Here is a 15,340-nt window from a genome sequence, read left to right on the forward strand (position 1 = left end):
GGCCTCGGGAACGACGACGGCGCAGTTCGGTCAGGGTGCCGGGGCCACGGTCGCCGCCGCCTTGGCGCGGAAGGCGCCGAGGGTCGCGGCCGGGACGCCGCAGGCGGGGAGGAAGGCCTCGGCGCCGCCGTGGCGGGTGCGGACGTGGCCGAGGAAGACGGACATCGCCTCGGCCGGGGCCTGGAGCAGTGGGGCGGGGATGGTGAGGGCGCGGCCCTCGGAGTCGGTGACGCGGGTGGCGCCCTGGTCGTTGAGGGCGGTGCGGTGGCGCTCGGCGAGGTTGGCGAAGATCTGCGGGAGGGCGTCGGCGGTGCGGGCGTAGTCCTCGACGATCCGCTCGGCGGGGACGCCGAGGAGGTCGAGCAGCAGGGCGGTGAGCAGGCCGGTGCGGTCCTTGCCGGCGGCGCAGTGCAGCAGGACGGCGCCGGGGCGGGTGGCGGCCTCGACGGCGGCGGCGACGGCCTCGGGGGCGGATTCGGCGAGCAGCAGGTAGAACTCGCCGAGGTCGGCGGCGGTGGCCATGGTCGCCATGTGGGCGGTGAGGGCGTCGGTGGCGGGGTTCACCGGGGCGGCGACCACGGTGATCCCGGCGGCCTCGGCGGCGGCCCAGTCGGCGGGCCGGGTCTCCCGCGGGTCGCGCAGGTCGACGACGGTGCGGATGTCGCAGGCGCGCAGCTGGGCGACGACGGCCTCGTCGGCGGCCGGGAAGGGCTGGGCGGAGCGGTACAGCACACCGGGGCGGATCCGCAGGCCCTCGGGGTCGCTGAGGACGGCGGGGTCGCGGAAGTTGACCAGGGACATGCGGGAGGCCTTTCGGGTGAAGCCGCACACGGGAGGGGCTGAACGTCCAGTAGGACATCTAGACGTCTAGATGTCCAATCCCTCAGCTGTCCGAATTCCCTCACCGCCTGCGGGGCACCTCTCCATCCCACCGCCGTCGGCCCGCCACGGCGACCCGGGGCGGCGCCGTCGGCTTCGTAGGATCGGGTCCGTGGCGACGAACCCCCCGAGCAACCCCCCGAGCACCCCTTCCAACACTCCCCCGGGCACCCCCTCGAACACCCCGAACACCCCGAACACCCCGGTGTACCGCCGGCTGGCCCGCCGGCTCCAGGAGCGGATCGACGCCGGCGGCTACCCGGCGGGCGTCCGGCTGCCGAGCGAGCCGGAGCTGAGCGCCGAGTTCGGCGTGAACCGGCTGACCGTACGGCAGGCCGTCGCGGAGCTGGAGCGGGCGGCCGTGGTGGAGATCCGCCGCGGCGTGGGCACCTTCGTCCGCCCGCCCGCCGTCCGGGTCTCGATCGCGGTGGACCCGCGCAGCCAGCGCTTCGACCTGGGCAGCGTGCACGAGGCCGTGCCGGAGGGGGACCACGGCGACGGCGAGTTCGTCGTCGCCGCCCCGCCGGCGACCGGCTCGGCCGAGGACGAGGAGGCGGCCCGCCAGCTGGGCCGGGCGCCGGGCGAGCTGCACCGGCTGGACTCGGTGATCCGCCTCGGCGGCCGGGCCCGGGCGGCGTGCAGCTACTGGGTGCCGTTCGGGCCGCTGCCCACCGAGCTGGTGCGGCCCGGCCACACCGGGAACCTGGTGCTGGACCTGGCCCGCGCGGCCGGGGTGGAGCTGGAGTACGACTGGCGGGCCTTCGGCGCGATCGGCGCGGACCTCGCGGACGCCGAGCTGCTGGGCGTCCCGGCGGGCACCCCGCTGCTGGTCCGCGAGGGGGTCAGCTGCACCCCGGACGGCGCCCCGACGCTGTACGTCCGGCGCCGGATCGACGGCACCAGCGCGCGCTTCGTGCTGCACTTCCGGGAGCGGTAGCGCGCGCTCCGTACCGCACTTCCCCGAGCGGTGCCGCGGACCGTTCCCCGGCGTATGGATCCTGATAACGTTCAGCGCCGAAAACGCAGGCCACACGGGGGTTGGCGGTAGACGGTGAACGAGACGGACGAGTGCGACATACCCACCGAGCTGGCCGAGGTGTACCTCGCCCTGCTCGCCGACGCCTCCCGCACCGGGCGCCTGTTGCGCCGGGACGAGCTGGAGGGGCTGCGCCGGCTCGGTGAGCAGTGCGCCGAGGCCGGTTACGGGCTGCGCGAGGTGGTCTCGCACTGCCTGGCGGCGGCCCGGCGGGCCTGGCAGACGCTGCCGGGGACGACCGCAGCCACCGGCGTCGGCGAGCTGCGCCGGATCGGTGACGCGGTGCTGGCCGCGACCGAGGCCGCGCTGGCCGCACTGGGCGAGGGGCACGAGCGGTCCCAGCGGCTGGCGGTCCGTCAGGAGGAGGCCGCCAGGCGGGAGTTCATCGACGACCTGCTGCACGGCCGCAGCGACCTCGGGCTGCTCGCCGAGCGCGCGGAGCGGTTCGGGCTGCGGCTGGCGGGCGCGTACACGGTGGCGGTGGCGGTGGGCGACGAGCGCTTCGTGGACGTCCATCCGATGCTGCACCGGGTCGAGCGGGAGCTGGCCGGGCGGTTCGGCGAGCGGGACGTCCTGCTGGCCAGCAAGGACGGCCGGCTGGTGTGCATCGCCCCGGACTCCGAGCGGGCCGTGCTGGAGGCCTTCGCGGAGCTGACGCTGCGCCCCGGGCCCGGCTACCGGCCGGTGCTGCGGGTGGCGACCGGCCGCCGGCACTCGGGGGCGAGCGGGGTGCTGCGCAGCTACGACGAGGCCCTGGACGCGCTGGACTACGCGCAGCGACTGGGCCTGCCGGCCTGCCAGTTGAAGGCCGAGGAGCTGCTGGTCTTCCCGGTGCTGATGCGCGACCGGGCGGCGATGGCCGACCTGGTGCGCAGCGTGCTCGGGCCGCTGACCGAGGCGCGCGGCGGCGCCCGTCCGCTGCTGGACACCATCGCGGTGCAGGCGGAGGCGGCGTACGTGAACGCGGAGGCGGCGCGCCGGCTGGGGCTGAGCGTGCGCACCCTCGGCTACCGGCTGGAGCGGATCAAGGCGCTCACGGGGTACGACCCGGCGGACGCGCTGCAGCGCTTCACCCTGGAGACGGCGGCCATGGGCGCGCGGCTGCTGAACTGGCCGGAGCAGCCGCTGTAAGGCGCGCGCCGAGGGCCGCCGAAACCCCGGGTGACCTGCTCGGAGCCGTTCTGTTGCCCGATTGTCGAAGTGTCACCGGGAGCGCGCGTACCAGGGTGTCAAAGGGCCGTAAAGATTGCCGGATCCTGGCAATGTGCGGGCACCTCCCCCGCTGCCATGATCTCCCACGGCGCCGATGCTCGGTGCCGGGGGAAGGGCGGGGGGAATGGCCGGGACGGGGGAGTTCTTCGCGGCCGCGCTGGCCTTTCCGACGGCGCTGTTCAGTTTCGCGCTGGTGGTGGTCGTCGGGTACTGGCTGCTGATGCTGATCGGCGGCCTGGGGTTCGACGCCTTGCACGGGGGGCATGGCGTCGGGCACCAGCTGGGTGCCGGGCACGCCGGGCATGTGGGCCCGGTGGGTCACGTCGGACACGGTGCCGGGGGGCACGGTGTCGGGGGGAGCGTGGCCCACGGGGCGTCCGGCGGGCACGGTGCCGGCGGGGGGACCGCCCACGGCGGCCACGGCGCGGACGGTGCCCACGGGGGGCACCGCACCGGCCACCACGGGGGCGTGCTGGACGCGCTGGGGCTGGGCGGGGTGCCCGCGACGGTGGCGGTGTCGCTGCTGGTCGCGCTCGCCTGGTTCGTCAGCCTGGCCGGCACCGTCCTCACGACGGGGGCACCGGCGCGCGGCGGCGTGTTCGCCGTCGCGCTGGTCGCCTCCTGGGCGGGCACCCGGGTGCTCGTCCGGCCGCTGCGGCGGCTGTTCCCGGAGGACCGTCCGGTCACCCGGGGGGACTTCGTCGGCCGGGTCTGCGTGATCCGCACCGGCCGGGTGACGGCCGACTTCGGGCAGGCCGAGGTGACGGCCGGGGACGGCTCCACCGCGACCGTGCAGGTCCGCGCCACGGAGGCCGATCCGGACCTCACCGCCGGGCGCACGGCGCTCATCTACGACTACGCCGCGGACGGCGAGCACTTCCTCGTTGCGCCGTTCGACCCACCCCCATCGAGTCTCTGACGTCACGTCAGTTCCGTTCTCCCGTCAACCACTTCGCTCCACCCTTCTCGTCAAAGGACTCCGTGATGGACACCATCGCCGTGGGTTTCGGCGTACTCATCGCCGTCGTACTGCTCATCCTGCTCGCCGCGCTGCTCTTCGTGGGCCGCCTGTTCCAGAAGGTCGAGCAGGGCAAGGCGCTGATCGTCTCCCGGACCAAGAGCGTGGACGTCACGTTCACCGGGGCGATCGTCCTGCCGGTCCTGCACAAGGCCGAGCTGATGGACATCACGGCGAAGACGGTGGAGATCCACCGGGCCGGCCGGGACGGTCTGATCTGCCGGGACAACATCCGGGCGGACATCCGGATCTCCTTCTTCGTCCGGGTGAACAAGACCGTCGAGGACGTCGTCAAGGTGGCGCAGTCGATCGGCACCGCCCGGGCCAGCGACCCGCAGGCGATCCAGGACTTCTTCGCCGCGAAGTTCGCCGAGGCGCTCAAGACCGTCGGCAAGCAACTGGACTTCACCGACCTGTACACCCACCGGCACGAGTTCCGGGACCAGATCATCGCGGTCATCGGCACCGACCTCAACGGCTACACCCTCGAGGACGCGGCCATCGACCACCTCGAGCAGACCCCGATGAGCCAGCTGGACGGCGACAACATCCTGGACGCCCAGGGCATCCGCAAGATCACCGAGCTGACCGCGATCGAGCACGTGCGCACCAACGAGTACCAGCGCAACGAGGAGAAGGAGATCACCCGGCAGAACGTGGACGCCCGGGAGACCGTCCTGGAGCTGGAGCGCCGCCAGGCCGACGCCGAGATCCGCCAGCGCCGCGAGATCGAGACCCTGCGGGCCAAGGAGGACGCGGTGATCGCCCGGGTGCAGGAGGAGGAGCGGCTCACCGCCCAGACCGCCTTCCTGCGCACCGAGGAGGTGCTCGGGGTGCAGCGCGAGAACCAGGCCCGCGAGGTCGCGGTGGCGCAGAAGAACCGCGAGCGGGTCATCGCGGTGGAGAACGAGCGGATCGAGAAGGACCGCCTGCTGGAGGTCGTCGGCCGCGAGCGGGAGACCGAACTCGCCGTGATGGCCAAGCAGAAGGAGGTCGAGTCCCGCCGCCGGGAGGTCGCCGACGTGGTCCGCGAGCGGGTCGCGGTCGAGCGCACCGTCGCCGAGCAGGAGGAGGCCGTCAAGACCCTGCGGGCCGTCGAGGAGGCCGAGCGGGTGCGCAAGGCCGTCATCATCCAGGCCGAGGCGGAGGCGCAGGAGAAGCTCGTCAAGGACATCAAGGCCGCCGAGGCCGCCGAGCAGGCCGCCTCGCACAAGGCCCGCGAGTCGCTGGTGCTGGCCGAGGCGCGGCAGCAGGCGGCCGAGCTGGACGCGGCCGCCAAGGTCAAGCTGGCCGAGGGCGTCCGGGCGGAGGCCGCCGCCGAGGGGCTGGCCCGGGTGCAGGTGCGGGAGCAGGAGGCCGCGGCGGTGGAGAAGGTCGGCCGCGCCGAGGCCGTCGTGCAGACCGAGAAGGCCAAGGCGACCGCACTGGAGGTCGGCGCAAAGCTCAAGGCGGAGGCCGAGGGCCTGACCGAGAAGGCCGCGGCGATGGCCAAGCTGGACGAGGCCTCGCGCGGACACGAGGAGTACCGGCTGCGGCTGGCCGCCGAGAAGGACGTCCGGCTCGCCGGGCTGGAGACCCAGCGGCAGATCGCCGAGGCGCAGGCCGCGCTGGTCGCGGCCGGGCTGGAGAAGGCCAAGATCGACATCGTCGGCGGGGACTCGGTGTTCTTCGACCGGCTGGTGCAGTCGGTGACGGCCGGCAAGAGCGTGGACGCCTTCGTCGGCCACTCGCAGACCGCCCAGGCCCTGGCCGGTCCCTGGCTGGACGGGCGGGCCGACTTCACCCAGGACCTCACCCGGGTGCTGTCCTCGGTGTCCACCGCGGACGTGCAGAACCTGACGGTGTCCGCGCTGCTGCTCAAGCTGATCGGCGGCGGCGGCGAGCAGGCCGGTCAGCTGCGCCAACTGCTCGACTCGGCGAAGAAGCTGGGGATCGCGGAGACCCCGATCGGGGCGCTGACCGGCGCCGCCGTCAACGGCTCCAAGTGACCACCCCGCCGACCACCTGAGGAATGACCGTGGAAGCCCTCGACGACGCCCGGCCCGACGCCGGCACCTACGAGGTCCTGCGCGACCGGCTCGCCCGGGCCGCCGCCGAACTCGCCGACCGCGCGCGGGTGTTGAACACCCGCCGGGTCGAGGAGTTCGGCGGCGGGGAACTGCGGCTGACCGGCACCGGGCGGCTCACCACCGCCCGGACCTGCCTGCCGCAGGACCTCACCGCCGTCGGCGGGCTGCTGCTGCTCGGCACCCGCCCGGTCGAGACGGTGGCGGGCGCCGAGGACTTCACCGACCTCCTCGCCCTCTACCGGCCCGAGGACCTCTCCCCCACCGGGGGCGCCCTGCTGGCCGATCCCCGGCTGCGCCAGGACCTCACCGACCTGCGCCGCTACTTCCGAGACGCCCGGCTGGAGCGGCTGCGCCCGGTCGGCGGCCGGCTGCTCGCCGTCTTCCGCACCGGCCCGGCCGCCACCGACGTCCGGGTGCTGCGCTGGCACCTCGACGACGACCGGGTGAGCTACCAGGACGGCCGCGGCGAACGCGACCACACCCCCGCCGACGGCCAGCAGCTCGACTGGACGCCGCTCACCCGCGACGACCAACTGCCCGCCGTCCCCGGCACCGCGCCGCGCGCCGACCTCGCCGGGGAACTCCACCTCGGCGTGGACGGCGGCCGGCTCACCCTCACCACCCCCGACGGCCGCGACCTGCACCACGAGCCGCTCGCCGAGGCCCTGCAGACCCTCGCCGACGCCCAGATCGCCCACGCCCGGCTCGCCACCCTGCTGCTGGTGCGGGTGCGCCCCTACCAGGAGGAGACCGTCCGGCACCTGGTGGTCCACCTGCCCACCGGCCGGGTCACCCGGATCGACGCACTCGGCCAGGCCTGCCTGCGGCTGCCCGCCGACCAGGGCGTGGCCTTCCCCGGCGGCTGCCACCTCGCCGACGGCACCGTGCGCGTCTTCGACCAGCCGGTCGACGGACTGGCGTACGAGCGCACCGTCCTCTCCCCCAACGGCGAGGACGTGCTGTACGAGTTCCGCTCCGCCACCGACGGCCGGGCGCTGCTCCAGCCGTACAACTCCGTCCGCCAGGAGGCCGCCGCCCCGCTCGCCTGCCAGGGCTACGCGCTGCTCGACGACGGCACCCTCATCGCCCTGCGCCCGGCCGAGGACGGCCCCACCCGGCTGCACCCCGTCCAGCTCTGGCAGAGCCCCTTCACCAGCGAGCGCCACGCCGCCGAACAGCCGCCCGGCACCGGCCCGTTGGCCCGGATCGGCAACGCCGACCTGGTCCGCGGCCTGGCCGACTGCCTCGCCCTCGCCCGGCTGGCCGCGGCCGGCGCCGACACCCCGGCCGGGCACCACGCCGTGCTCGCCGCCTGCACCCGCACCGCCGACCGGCACCACTGGCTCGGCCAGAGCGGCCTCGGCGACCTCGCCGCGCCGCTCGCCGGGATCCGTGACACCGCCCGGCAGGTGATCGCCGAGTACGAGGCGGTCGCCCAGCTCACCGCGCACGCCGCGGCCCGCACCGAGGAGACCGCCGAACACGTCGAGGGCCTGCTGCGCACCGCGCGCGGCGAGACCCTCGCCGACGCCGCCGAGTGGGTCGACCGGCTGGCCGCGCTGCGCCGCGCCCAGGGCCGGGTCGAGGCGCTGCGCGACCTGCCGCGCGCCCGCCCGGAGCGGATCGACGCGCTCGCCGAGCATCTCGCCGAGGGGCTGGCCGAGGCCGCCGACCGAGCAGTGATTCAGCTCGCCGAACCCACCGCCTTCGAGCCGCACCGGCGCCGGGCGGGCGAGCTGGCCGAGCGCTGCGCCACGCTGGCGACGGCCGCCGAGGCCGAACCGCTGGGCCTCGAACTCACCGCGCAGAGCGAGGCGTTGCAGACCGTCTCGGAGCTGGTCGGCACCCTCGACCTGGCCGACGCCACCACCCGCACCGCGATCCTGGACCGGCTCGCCGACGTGCTCGGGCTGCTCAACCGGGCCCGCAGCACGCTGACCGTCCGCCGCCGGGAGCTGCGCACCCGCGAGGCCGCCGCCGAGTTCGCCGCCGAGACGGCACTGCTCGCCCAGGCCGTCACCGCGGCGCTGGCCGCCGCCGACACCCCGGAGGCCTGCGACGACCGGCTCGGCCGGCTGCTGCTGCGGATCGAGCAGCTGGAGACCCGCTTCGCCGACGCCGACCCGGCGCTCGGCGAACAGCTCGCCGACCGGCGCACCGAGATCCACGACGCGCTCACCGCCCGCCGCCAGCACCTGCTGGAGGAGCGGGCCGGCCGGGCCGACCGGCTGGCCGCCTCCGCCGAGCGGATCCTCGACACCCTGCACCGGCGGCTGGCCGCCCTGGGCACCGCCGCCGAGATCGACGCCGCCCTGGCCGCCGACCCGACGGCCGTCAAACTCCGCGACCTCGCCGGGCAGTTGACCGCGCTCGGCGACCGGGTCCGGGCCGAGGAGCTGACCGGACGGCTGCGCGCCGCCCGCGGCCGCGCCCACCGGGCGCTGCGCGACCGCGCCGAGCTCGCCGGGGACGGCCCCGGCACCCTGCGGCTGGGCCGCCACCTGTTCGCGGTCACCACCCAGCGCCCCGAACTCACCCTGCTGCCCTGGCGGGGCCGCCCCGCCTTCACCCTCACCGGCACCGACTACCGCGCCCCGGTCACCGACCCGGCCTTCGCCGCCACCGAGCGGTACTGGTCCCGGCCGCTGCCCTCCGAGACGCCCGCGCTGTACCGCGCCGAGTACCTGGCCGCGAGCCTGCTGCTGGCCGCCGAACCGGACTCGCTGCCCGACGGCGACCTGCTGGCGTATGTCCGGCGGGCCGCCGAGGGGCGCCCGGACGAGGGCTACCAGCGCGGGGTGCACGACCACGACGCCGCCCTGGTGCTCCGCGCCCTGCTCGAACTCCGCTCCGAGGCAGGCCTGTTGCGGCACCCGGCGGCGGCCCGGGCGGCCGCCCAGCTGTACTGGGCGCACGGCACGGACGAGCGGCAGCGGCTGGTCTGGCACACCCGGGCCCGCTCGCTCGGCCTCGCCCGGCAGGCGTACGGCGGCACCGCCCCGGCACTCGTCGACCTGGCCGCCGAACTGTCCGCCGCCGTGGCCGGGTTCGTCCCCGACGCGACCGGCACCGGGGACTACCTGGTCGCCGAACTCGCCGCCGCCGCACCGACCTTCGCCCACTCGGCCGGGGCCCACACGCTGCTGGAGAAGTTCCACGCCACCCCCGAGTCGGCCGGGCTGACCGAGGCCCTGGCCGCGCTGCCCGAGGACCCCGCACTGCTGCCCGCCCGGCGCCAACTGGCCACCGCCTGGCTGGAGTCGGCCGCCGCCGACGCCGACCCGGGTGACCGCGCCGAGGCCGCCGCCGTACTGCTCTGCCCGACCCTGCCGCGCCGCCCCGCCGAGGGTGCCGTCGCCACCCGGCTGACCGGACTGCTCGGCGACCACCCCCGACTGAAGGGCGGCGCACTGGACCTGCGACTGGACGAACTGCTGTCCCGGGTACGGGAGTTCGAGGAGGTCGACGCCCCCGGCCAGCGCGCCTACCAGCGGCTGCGCGGCGAGCTGCTGGCCGCCGAGCACGCCCGGCTGCGGCTCGACCAGTACCGGCCCGCGCCGCTCAACGGCTTCGTCCGCAACCGGCTGATCGACCAGGTGTACCTGCCGCTGATCGGCGACAACCTCGCCAAGCAGCTCGGCACCGCGGGCCCCGGCGGGCCGGTGGACCGCAGCGGCCTGCTGCTGCTCGTCTCCCCGCCCGGCTACGGCAAGACCACCCTGGTCGAGTACCTGGCCGAGCGGCTCGGCCTGCTGCTGGTCTCGGTCAGCGGCCCGGCGCTCGGCCACAAGGTCACCTCGCTGGACCCGGCCGAGGCCCCCGACGCCGCCGCCCGGCGCGAGCTGGAGAAGCTCAACTTCGCGCTGCACGCGGGCGACAACGTGCTGCTCCACCTCGACGACGTCCAGCACACCTCGCCCGAGTTCCTGCAACGCTTCATCCCGCTGTGCGACGCCCAGCGCCGGATCGACGGCGTCGCGGACGGCGAGGCCCGCGAGTGGGACCTGCGCGGCAAGCGCTTCGCCGTCGTGATGGCCGCCAACCCGTACACCGAGTCCGGGCGGCTGTTCCGGCTGCCTGACATGCTCGCCAACCGGGCCGACGTCTGGAACCTCGGCGACACCGTCGCCGGCCGCGAGGACCTCTTCGCGCTCAGCTTCGTCGAGAACGCCCTGCCCGCCAGCCCCCACCTGGCCCCGCTGGCCACCGCCGAACGGGCCGACCTGGACACCCTGCTCGCCCGCGCCGCCGGCACCCCGGGCGGCACCCTGGCCGGCGCCTGGCCGGCCGCCGAGGTCGAGCGGATGACCGCCGTCCTGGCCGGGCTGCTCCACCTGCGCGGCACCGTCCTGGCCGTCAACCGCGCCTACCTCGCCTCCGCCGCCCAGGACGACCGCGCCCGCACCGAGCCGCCGTTCCTGCTCCAGGGCTCCTACCGCAACATGGCCAAGCTCGCCCAGCGCCTCGACCCGGCCCTCACCCGCCCCGAACTCGACGCCCTGCTCACCGACCACTACCGCGCCGAGGCCCAGCCGCTCGGCGCCGACGCCGAGGCCCAGCTCCTCAAGCTCGCCGAACTGCGCGGCACCCTGACCCCGGAGCAGGCCGGGCGCTGGGAGCAGCTGAAGCGCCGGTGGTGCGAGGGGGCGTAGCCGAAGGGGTGGCCGGTGGGGGGTGTAGCTGGCTACACCCCCGGAAGTGAACCCCTGGTCATTGAGCCACCCCCGCCCCGGACGGTGGGATGGGGATCATGAACGCCACCGACCTCGCCGTCGAACTCCGCTCCGTCCGCCGGACCTACCGGCGCGGGCCCGAACCCGTCGTCGGGCTCGACGACGTGACCGTCGGGTTCCCCTTCGGCACCTTCACCGCCGTCATGGGACCCTCCGGGTCCGGCAAGTCGACGCTGCTGCGCGCCGCCGCCGGGCTGGAGGCCGTCGACGGGGGCGAGGTGCGGGTGGACGGCACCGTCCTGGGCGGGCTGCGGGACAAGGAGTTGACGATCCTGCGCCGGGAGCGGATCGGCTTCGTCTTCCAGTCCTTCAACCTGCTGCCCGCCCTGACTTCGGCGCAGAACGTGGCGCTCCCGGCCAAGCTGTCGGGCCGCCGCCCCGCGCCGGCCGAGGTGGCCGCGGCGCTGGCCGCCGTCGGCCTCGCCGACCGGGCCGGGCACCGGCCGGGCGAGCTGTCCGGCGGCCAGCAGCAGCGGGTCGCCATCGCCCGGGCGCTGATCACCCGCCCGGCGGTGCTGCTCGCCGACGAGCCGACCGGCGCCCTGGACACCCGCAGCGGCCGCGAGGTGCTCACCCTGCTGCGCGGGATGGCCGACGACCCCGGCCGGGCGGTGGTCATGGTCACCCACGACCCGGTCGCCGCCGGGTACGCGGACCGGGTGCTCTTCCTCCGGGACGGCCGGCTGGCCGGCTCGCTGGAGCGGCCCACGGCCGAGCAGGTCGCCGCCCGGATGACCGCGCTGGAGGCCGACTCGCTGGAGGCCCGTACCCCGGAGGCCGTCGCATGCTGAGCCTCGCCCTCGCCTCCGTCCGGCTCCGCTGGGCCTCCTTCGTCGGCAGCTTCATCGCGCTGGCCTGCGGCGTCGCCCTGCTGGCCACCTCGATCCTGGTCATCGCCGCCACCGTCGGCGTCCCCGACCAGGGGCGCCAGCGCTTTTCCGAGGCCCCGGTGCTGCTGGTCGCCGACCGGAACGTGGACTTCACCCCCGCGGGCGGCGGCGACGTCCAGCCGACCCAGGTCCCCGCCCAACCCGGGCTGCCCGCCGGGCTGTTGGCCGCCGTCGCCGCGACCGGCCGCACGGTCGAGGACCACACCTTCTACGCCCAGCTGGCGGACGGCCCGCGCGGTCAGGTCGGCCGCGCCTGGTCGAGCGCCGCCCTGGGCGGCTACCGGCTCACCGCCGGGACCGCCCCCGCCTCCGACGACCAGGTCGTCATCGGCGGCGGCCGCCCGGAGCAGGTCGGCCGGCCGGTCCGGTTCGTCACCGCCGACGGCCCGCACACCGCGACGGTCTCCGGCGTCACCGAGGCGGAGTCCTTCGAGCACGCCGTCTTCTTCACCGACGCCCGGGCCGCCCGGTTCAGCCCCGCCGTCGGCGCGCTGGCCGCCTTCGGCCCCGCCGACGCGGTGCGCCGCGCCGTGGACGCCAACGGCGGGGCGGGCGTGGCCCGGGTGCTGACCGGCGCCGAGCGCAGCCAGGCCGACCCGCACCACGCCGAGGTCGCCGCCCGGCTGGACGGCGTGCAGACCCCGCTCGGCCTGTCCGCCGCGGTCTCCGGCGGCACCGCGGTGTTCGTGGTGGGCGGCACCTTCGCACTGTCGATCGCCCAGCGCCGCCGCGAACTCGCCCTGCTGCGGCTGATCGGCGCCACCCGCCGCCAACTGCGGGCCCTGGTCAACCGGGAGGCGCTGGTGGTCGGCGTGCTGGCCTCCGCCGCCGGGTGCGCGCTGGGCGCGGCCGGGGCGGCTCCGGCCGCCCGCTGGCTGGTCGACCGCGACCTGGTGCCGGCCGAGTTCACCGTCCCGGTCACCTGGTGGGGGCTGCTGGCGGCGGGCGCGATCGGGCTGCTGACCGCGGCCACCGGCGTGGTGTTCTCCTCCGTCAAGGCCGGGCTGATCAGCCCGGGCGAGGCGCTCGCCGAGGCGGACGCCGAGCGGACCTCGCGCGCCGTGCTGGCGTTCCGCTGGGTCAGCGGGCTGCTGGTGCTCGGCGGAGCCGTCGCGGCCCTCGCCCTGACCGCCCGCAGCTGGCCGGACGCGGCGGCGAGCGTCGCCGACTCGCTCGCCCTGCTGCTGCCGGTCGTGGCCGGCTGCGTACTGCTGGCGGCCGTACTGGCCGGTCCGGCGATCCGGCTGCTGACGGCGCTGCCCGCGCTGGCGGCCCGGCTGCGCGGCCGGGCCGCCGAGGACGGCGGCGGCATCGTCTGGGCGACCGCCCGGCAGAGCGCGCTGTCCGCCTTCCGGCGCACCGCCGCGACCACCACCCCGGTGGTGCTGATCATCGCCTTCGCCGGTTGCCTGGTCGGCAGCATCGACACCATCAACCGCGCCCAGGTCACCGAGGCCCGCGCCCAGCTGTCCGCCGCCGACCTGGTGGTCAGCCCGGCCGGCACCCCCGGGCTGAGCCGGGCCGTGGCGGACCGCGTCCGGGCGGTGCCCGGGGTCGAGGCCGCGGTGATCACCCCGACCTCCCTGATGGCCCCGGTCTCCGACGGCCAGGCCCTGGTGCCGTTCCGGGCCGCGGTGGCGGACCCCGCCGCGCTGGCCGCGGTCGACCGGCTCCCGGTGGTCGCGGGCTCGCTCGCCGACCTGGGCCCGGGCTCGGTCGCGCTCAGCCGCACCTGGCCGGGCTCGCCCGCGGTCGGCAGCCAGGTGTCCGTCCGGCTGGCCGACGGCACCCCGCGGGAGCTGCGGGTCGCCGCCGTGCTGGGCACCGGCGCCGAGGCCGTCCAGGCCTGGGTGACCGGCCCCGACGCCGTCACCGACGGGGTCGGCGGCCCGGCCCTGGCCGACCGGATCGACGTACGGCTGCTGCCCGGCACCGACCGCGCCCGGGCCACCGCCGCGCTGCGGACGGCCGTGGACGGGCTGGGCGCCCGGCTCGCCACGCCGGAGCAGGTCTGGTCGGCCGCCACCGACAGCACCGCGGAGCAGTCCTGGAACGCCCTGCTGATGATCCTCGGCCTGGCCATCGGCTACGCGGCGATCACCCTGGCCAACTCGCTGGTGATGACGGTCAGCGACCGCCGCCGGGAGCTGTCCCTGCTGCGGCTGGCCGGCGCCACCCGGGGCCAGGTGCTGCGCGCCGTCGCCGTCGAGACGCTGCTGTGCGTGGCGGCCGGCACCCTGCTGGGCGGGCTCGGCACGGCGATCAGCCTCGGCGGCTCCTGGGCGGCGCTGACCGCCCTGGTCGGCCCGACGCCCGTCCTGGTGCCCTGGACGATCCTGGGCGTCCTCGCGGCCTGCTGCGCGGCCATCGCCCTGACCGCGGCCGTCCTCCCGGCCGCCCTGGCCCTGCGCGGCCGGGACGGCCAGGGCATCCTCCGCGGCGCGGCGGGCGCGGCCTGAGCCCGTCGCCACGCGAGCGGCCGGTGACTCCCGGGGAGTCACCGGCCGCTCGCAGGTGCGCGCAGCTCCGACGGCGCGCTGGTCAGCCGATCATCCCGTCCGACGAGCGTACGAACCCTCCTGGCGGCGCAACCGCCCGTGGCGCCGCCGGGAGGGGGCGCCGGGGCGCGGCTAGCGTGGCGGCATGGTCGCCCAGGAGCTGGATCTCGCCGCGCTGCGCCGGGTGTACGGACGCCCCGGGAGCCGGTGGTTCTACGCCCGGGTGGCGCGCAACGCCCGGCACTGGGGGTGGACCGAGCCCGGGCAGTCGAAGTGGCGGCTGTGGCGGGCGCAGCGGCAGTTGCAGGACGTGCTCGGGCGCAAGCTGGCCCTGCCCGCCGGGTCGAGGGTGCTGGACGCGGGCTGCGGGGCCGGGGTGGTGGCCCGGGCGATGGCGACCCGGTTCGGGCTGCTGGTCACCGGGGTCGACGTACTGGACTTCCACCTCGCCGAGGCCCGGCGGCTCAGCGCCCGCGCCGCACTGGCCGACCGGACCGACTTCCGCTGGGGCGACTTCCACGAACTCCCCTTCCCGGACGAGGAGTTCGACGGCGCCTACTCGATGGAGACGCTCGTCCACTCCTACCACCCGGCCCGCGCCATGGCCGAGTTCCACCGGGTGCTGCGCCCGGGCGGGCGGCTGGTGCTGCTCGGCCCGATGAGCACCCGCCCGGTGGACGAACTCCCGCCGCCCGCCCGGGCGTTGCTCGAACCGTTCCTGGCCGCGATGGCGATGACCGGCGCCCGGCTCTACCACGCCGGCAACCTGCCGGAGCTGCTCGCCGGGGCCGGCTTCGAGGTCGAGGAGTCCCTGGACGCGACGCCGCGCTACCTGCCGACCACCGAGGCGGTGCACGCGTACTTCCGACTGCCGTGGGAGCTGGTGCGCCGCTTCGGCGACCCGGCGCGCTGGCTCAATCTCCGCTCCACGGTGGAGATGTACGCGGTGCGCGAGCACGTCGCCTGGTACGTTCACACCGCCGTCAAGCCACCGAGGTGACCGCC

General features: G+C 76.0%; 9 protein-coding genes. 8 read left to right on the top strand and 1 reads right to left on the bottom strand.

All coding sequences use genetic code 11. The features are described from left to right. Positions 1 to 30 precede the first annotated feature (30 nt). Positions 31 to 801, bottom strand: coding sequence for a tyrosine-protein phosphatase (locus ACFVXG_RS34495; protein ID WP_387933349.1), 771 nt, complete (start codon positions 799 to 801; stop codon positions 31 to 33). Between the two features lie 190 nt (positions 802 to 991). On the opposite strand from ACFVXG_RS34495, the gene ACFVXG_RS34500 reads away from it, so the two are divergent. From ACFVXG_RS34500 to ACFVXG_RS34535, 8 genes are all read left to right on the top strand, one after another. Next, positions 992 to 1,816: a GntR family transcriptional regulator gene (locus ACFVXG_RS34500; protein ID WP_387933350.1), complete on the top strand. Its 825-nt coding sequence runs from the start codon at positions 992 to 994 to the stop codon at positions 1,814 to 1,816. 114 nt (positions 1,817 to 1,930) lie between these two features. Beyond that, on the top strand, positions 1,931 to 3,046 hold the full coding sequence (locus ACFVXG_RS34505) for a PucR family transcriptional regulator (protein ID WP_387933351.1): 1,116 nt from the start codon (positions 1,931 to 1,933) through the stop codon (positions 3,044 to 3,046). A gap of 205 nt (positions 3,047 to 3,251) precedes the next feature. After that, positions 3,252 to 4,046, top strand: a complete 795-nt coding sequence (locus tag ACFVXG_RS34510) for a hypothetical protein (protein WP_387933353.1) — start codon at positions 3,252 to 3,254, stop codon at positions 4,044 to 4,046. Positions 4,047 to 4,111: 65 nt separating this feature from the next. After that, a complete protein-coding gene (locus ACFVXG_RS34515) occupies positions 4,112 to 6,133 on the top strand; it encodes a flotillin family protein (protein WP_387933355.1) in 2,022 nt (673 codons plus the stop codon). Between the two features lie 23 nt (positions 6,134 to 6,156). Further along, a complete protein-coding gene (locus ACFVXG_RS34520; RefSeq protein ID WP_387933357.1) occupies positions 6,157 to 10,866 on the top strand; it encodes a DNA repair ATPase in 4,710 nt (1,569 codons plus the stop codon). A 98-nt stretch (positions 10,867 to 10,964) separates the two neighbouring features. Further along, positions 10,965 to 11,738 carry an ABC transporter ATP-binding protein gene (locus ACFVXG_RS34525; protein WP_387933359.1) on the top strand — a complete coding sequence of 258 codons (774 nt, stop codon included), beginning with the start codon at positions 10,965 to 10,967 and terminating at the stop codon, positions 11,736 to 11,738. Next, positions 11,732 to 14,296 (top strand): FtsX-like permease family protein, encoded by a 2,565-nt coding sequence (locus ACFVXG_RS34530; protein ID WP_387933361.1) that lies wholly within the window; start codon positions 11,732 to 11,734, stop codon positions 14,294 to 14,296. The genes ACFVXG_RS34525 and ACFVXG_RS34530 overlap by 7 nt, the downstream gene beginning before the upstream one ends. Positions 14,297 to 14,480: 184 nt before the next feature. Continuing rightward, a complete protein-coding gene (locus ACFVXG_RS34535; RefSeq protein WP_387933362.1) occupies positions 14,481 to 15,335 on the top strand; it encodes an SAM-dependent methyltransferase in 855 nt (284 codons plus the stop codon). The last annotated feature ends 5 nt before the right edge of the window (positions 15,336 to 15,340 follow it).

Source organism: Kitasatospora sp. NPDC058162, from assembly GCF_042884005.1.
Lineage (GTDB): Bacteria > Actinomycetota > Actinomycetes > Streptomycetales > Streptomycetaceae > Kitasatospora.

Excerpts from the sequence above, each read along its gene's own strand:
- ACFVXG_RS34495 (WP_387933349.1), bottom strand. The coding sequence starts at position 801 with ATGTCCCTGGTCAACTTCCGCGACCCCGCCGTCCTCAGCGACCCCGAG.
- ACFVXG_RS34510 (WP_387933353.1), top strand. The coding sequence starts at position 3,252 with ATGGCCGGGACGGGGGAGTTCTTCGCGGCCGCGCTGGCCTTTCCGACG.
- ACFVXG_RS34515 (WP_387933355.1), top strand. The coding sequence starts at position 4,112 with ATGGACACCATCGCCGTGGGTTTCGGCGTACTCATCGCCGTCGTACTG.
- ACFVXG_RS34520 (WP_387933357.1), top strand. The coding sequence starts at position 6,157 with ATGACCGTGGAAGCCCTCGACGACGCCCGGCCCGACGCCGGCACCTAC.
- ACFVXG_RS34525 (WP_387933359.1), top strand. The coding sequence starts at position 10,965 with ATGAACGCCACCGACCTCGCCGTCGAACTCCGCTCCGTCCGCCGGACC.
- ACFVXG_RS34530 (WP_387933361.1), top strand. The coding sequence starts at position 11,732 with ATGCTGAGCCTCGCCCTCGCCTCCGTCCGGCTCCGCTGGGCCTCCTTC.
- ACFVXG_RS34535 (WP_387933362.1), top strand. The coding sequence starts at position 14,481 with ATGGTCGCCCAGGAGCTGGATCTCGCCGCGCTGCGCCGGGTGTACGGA.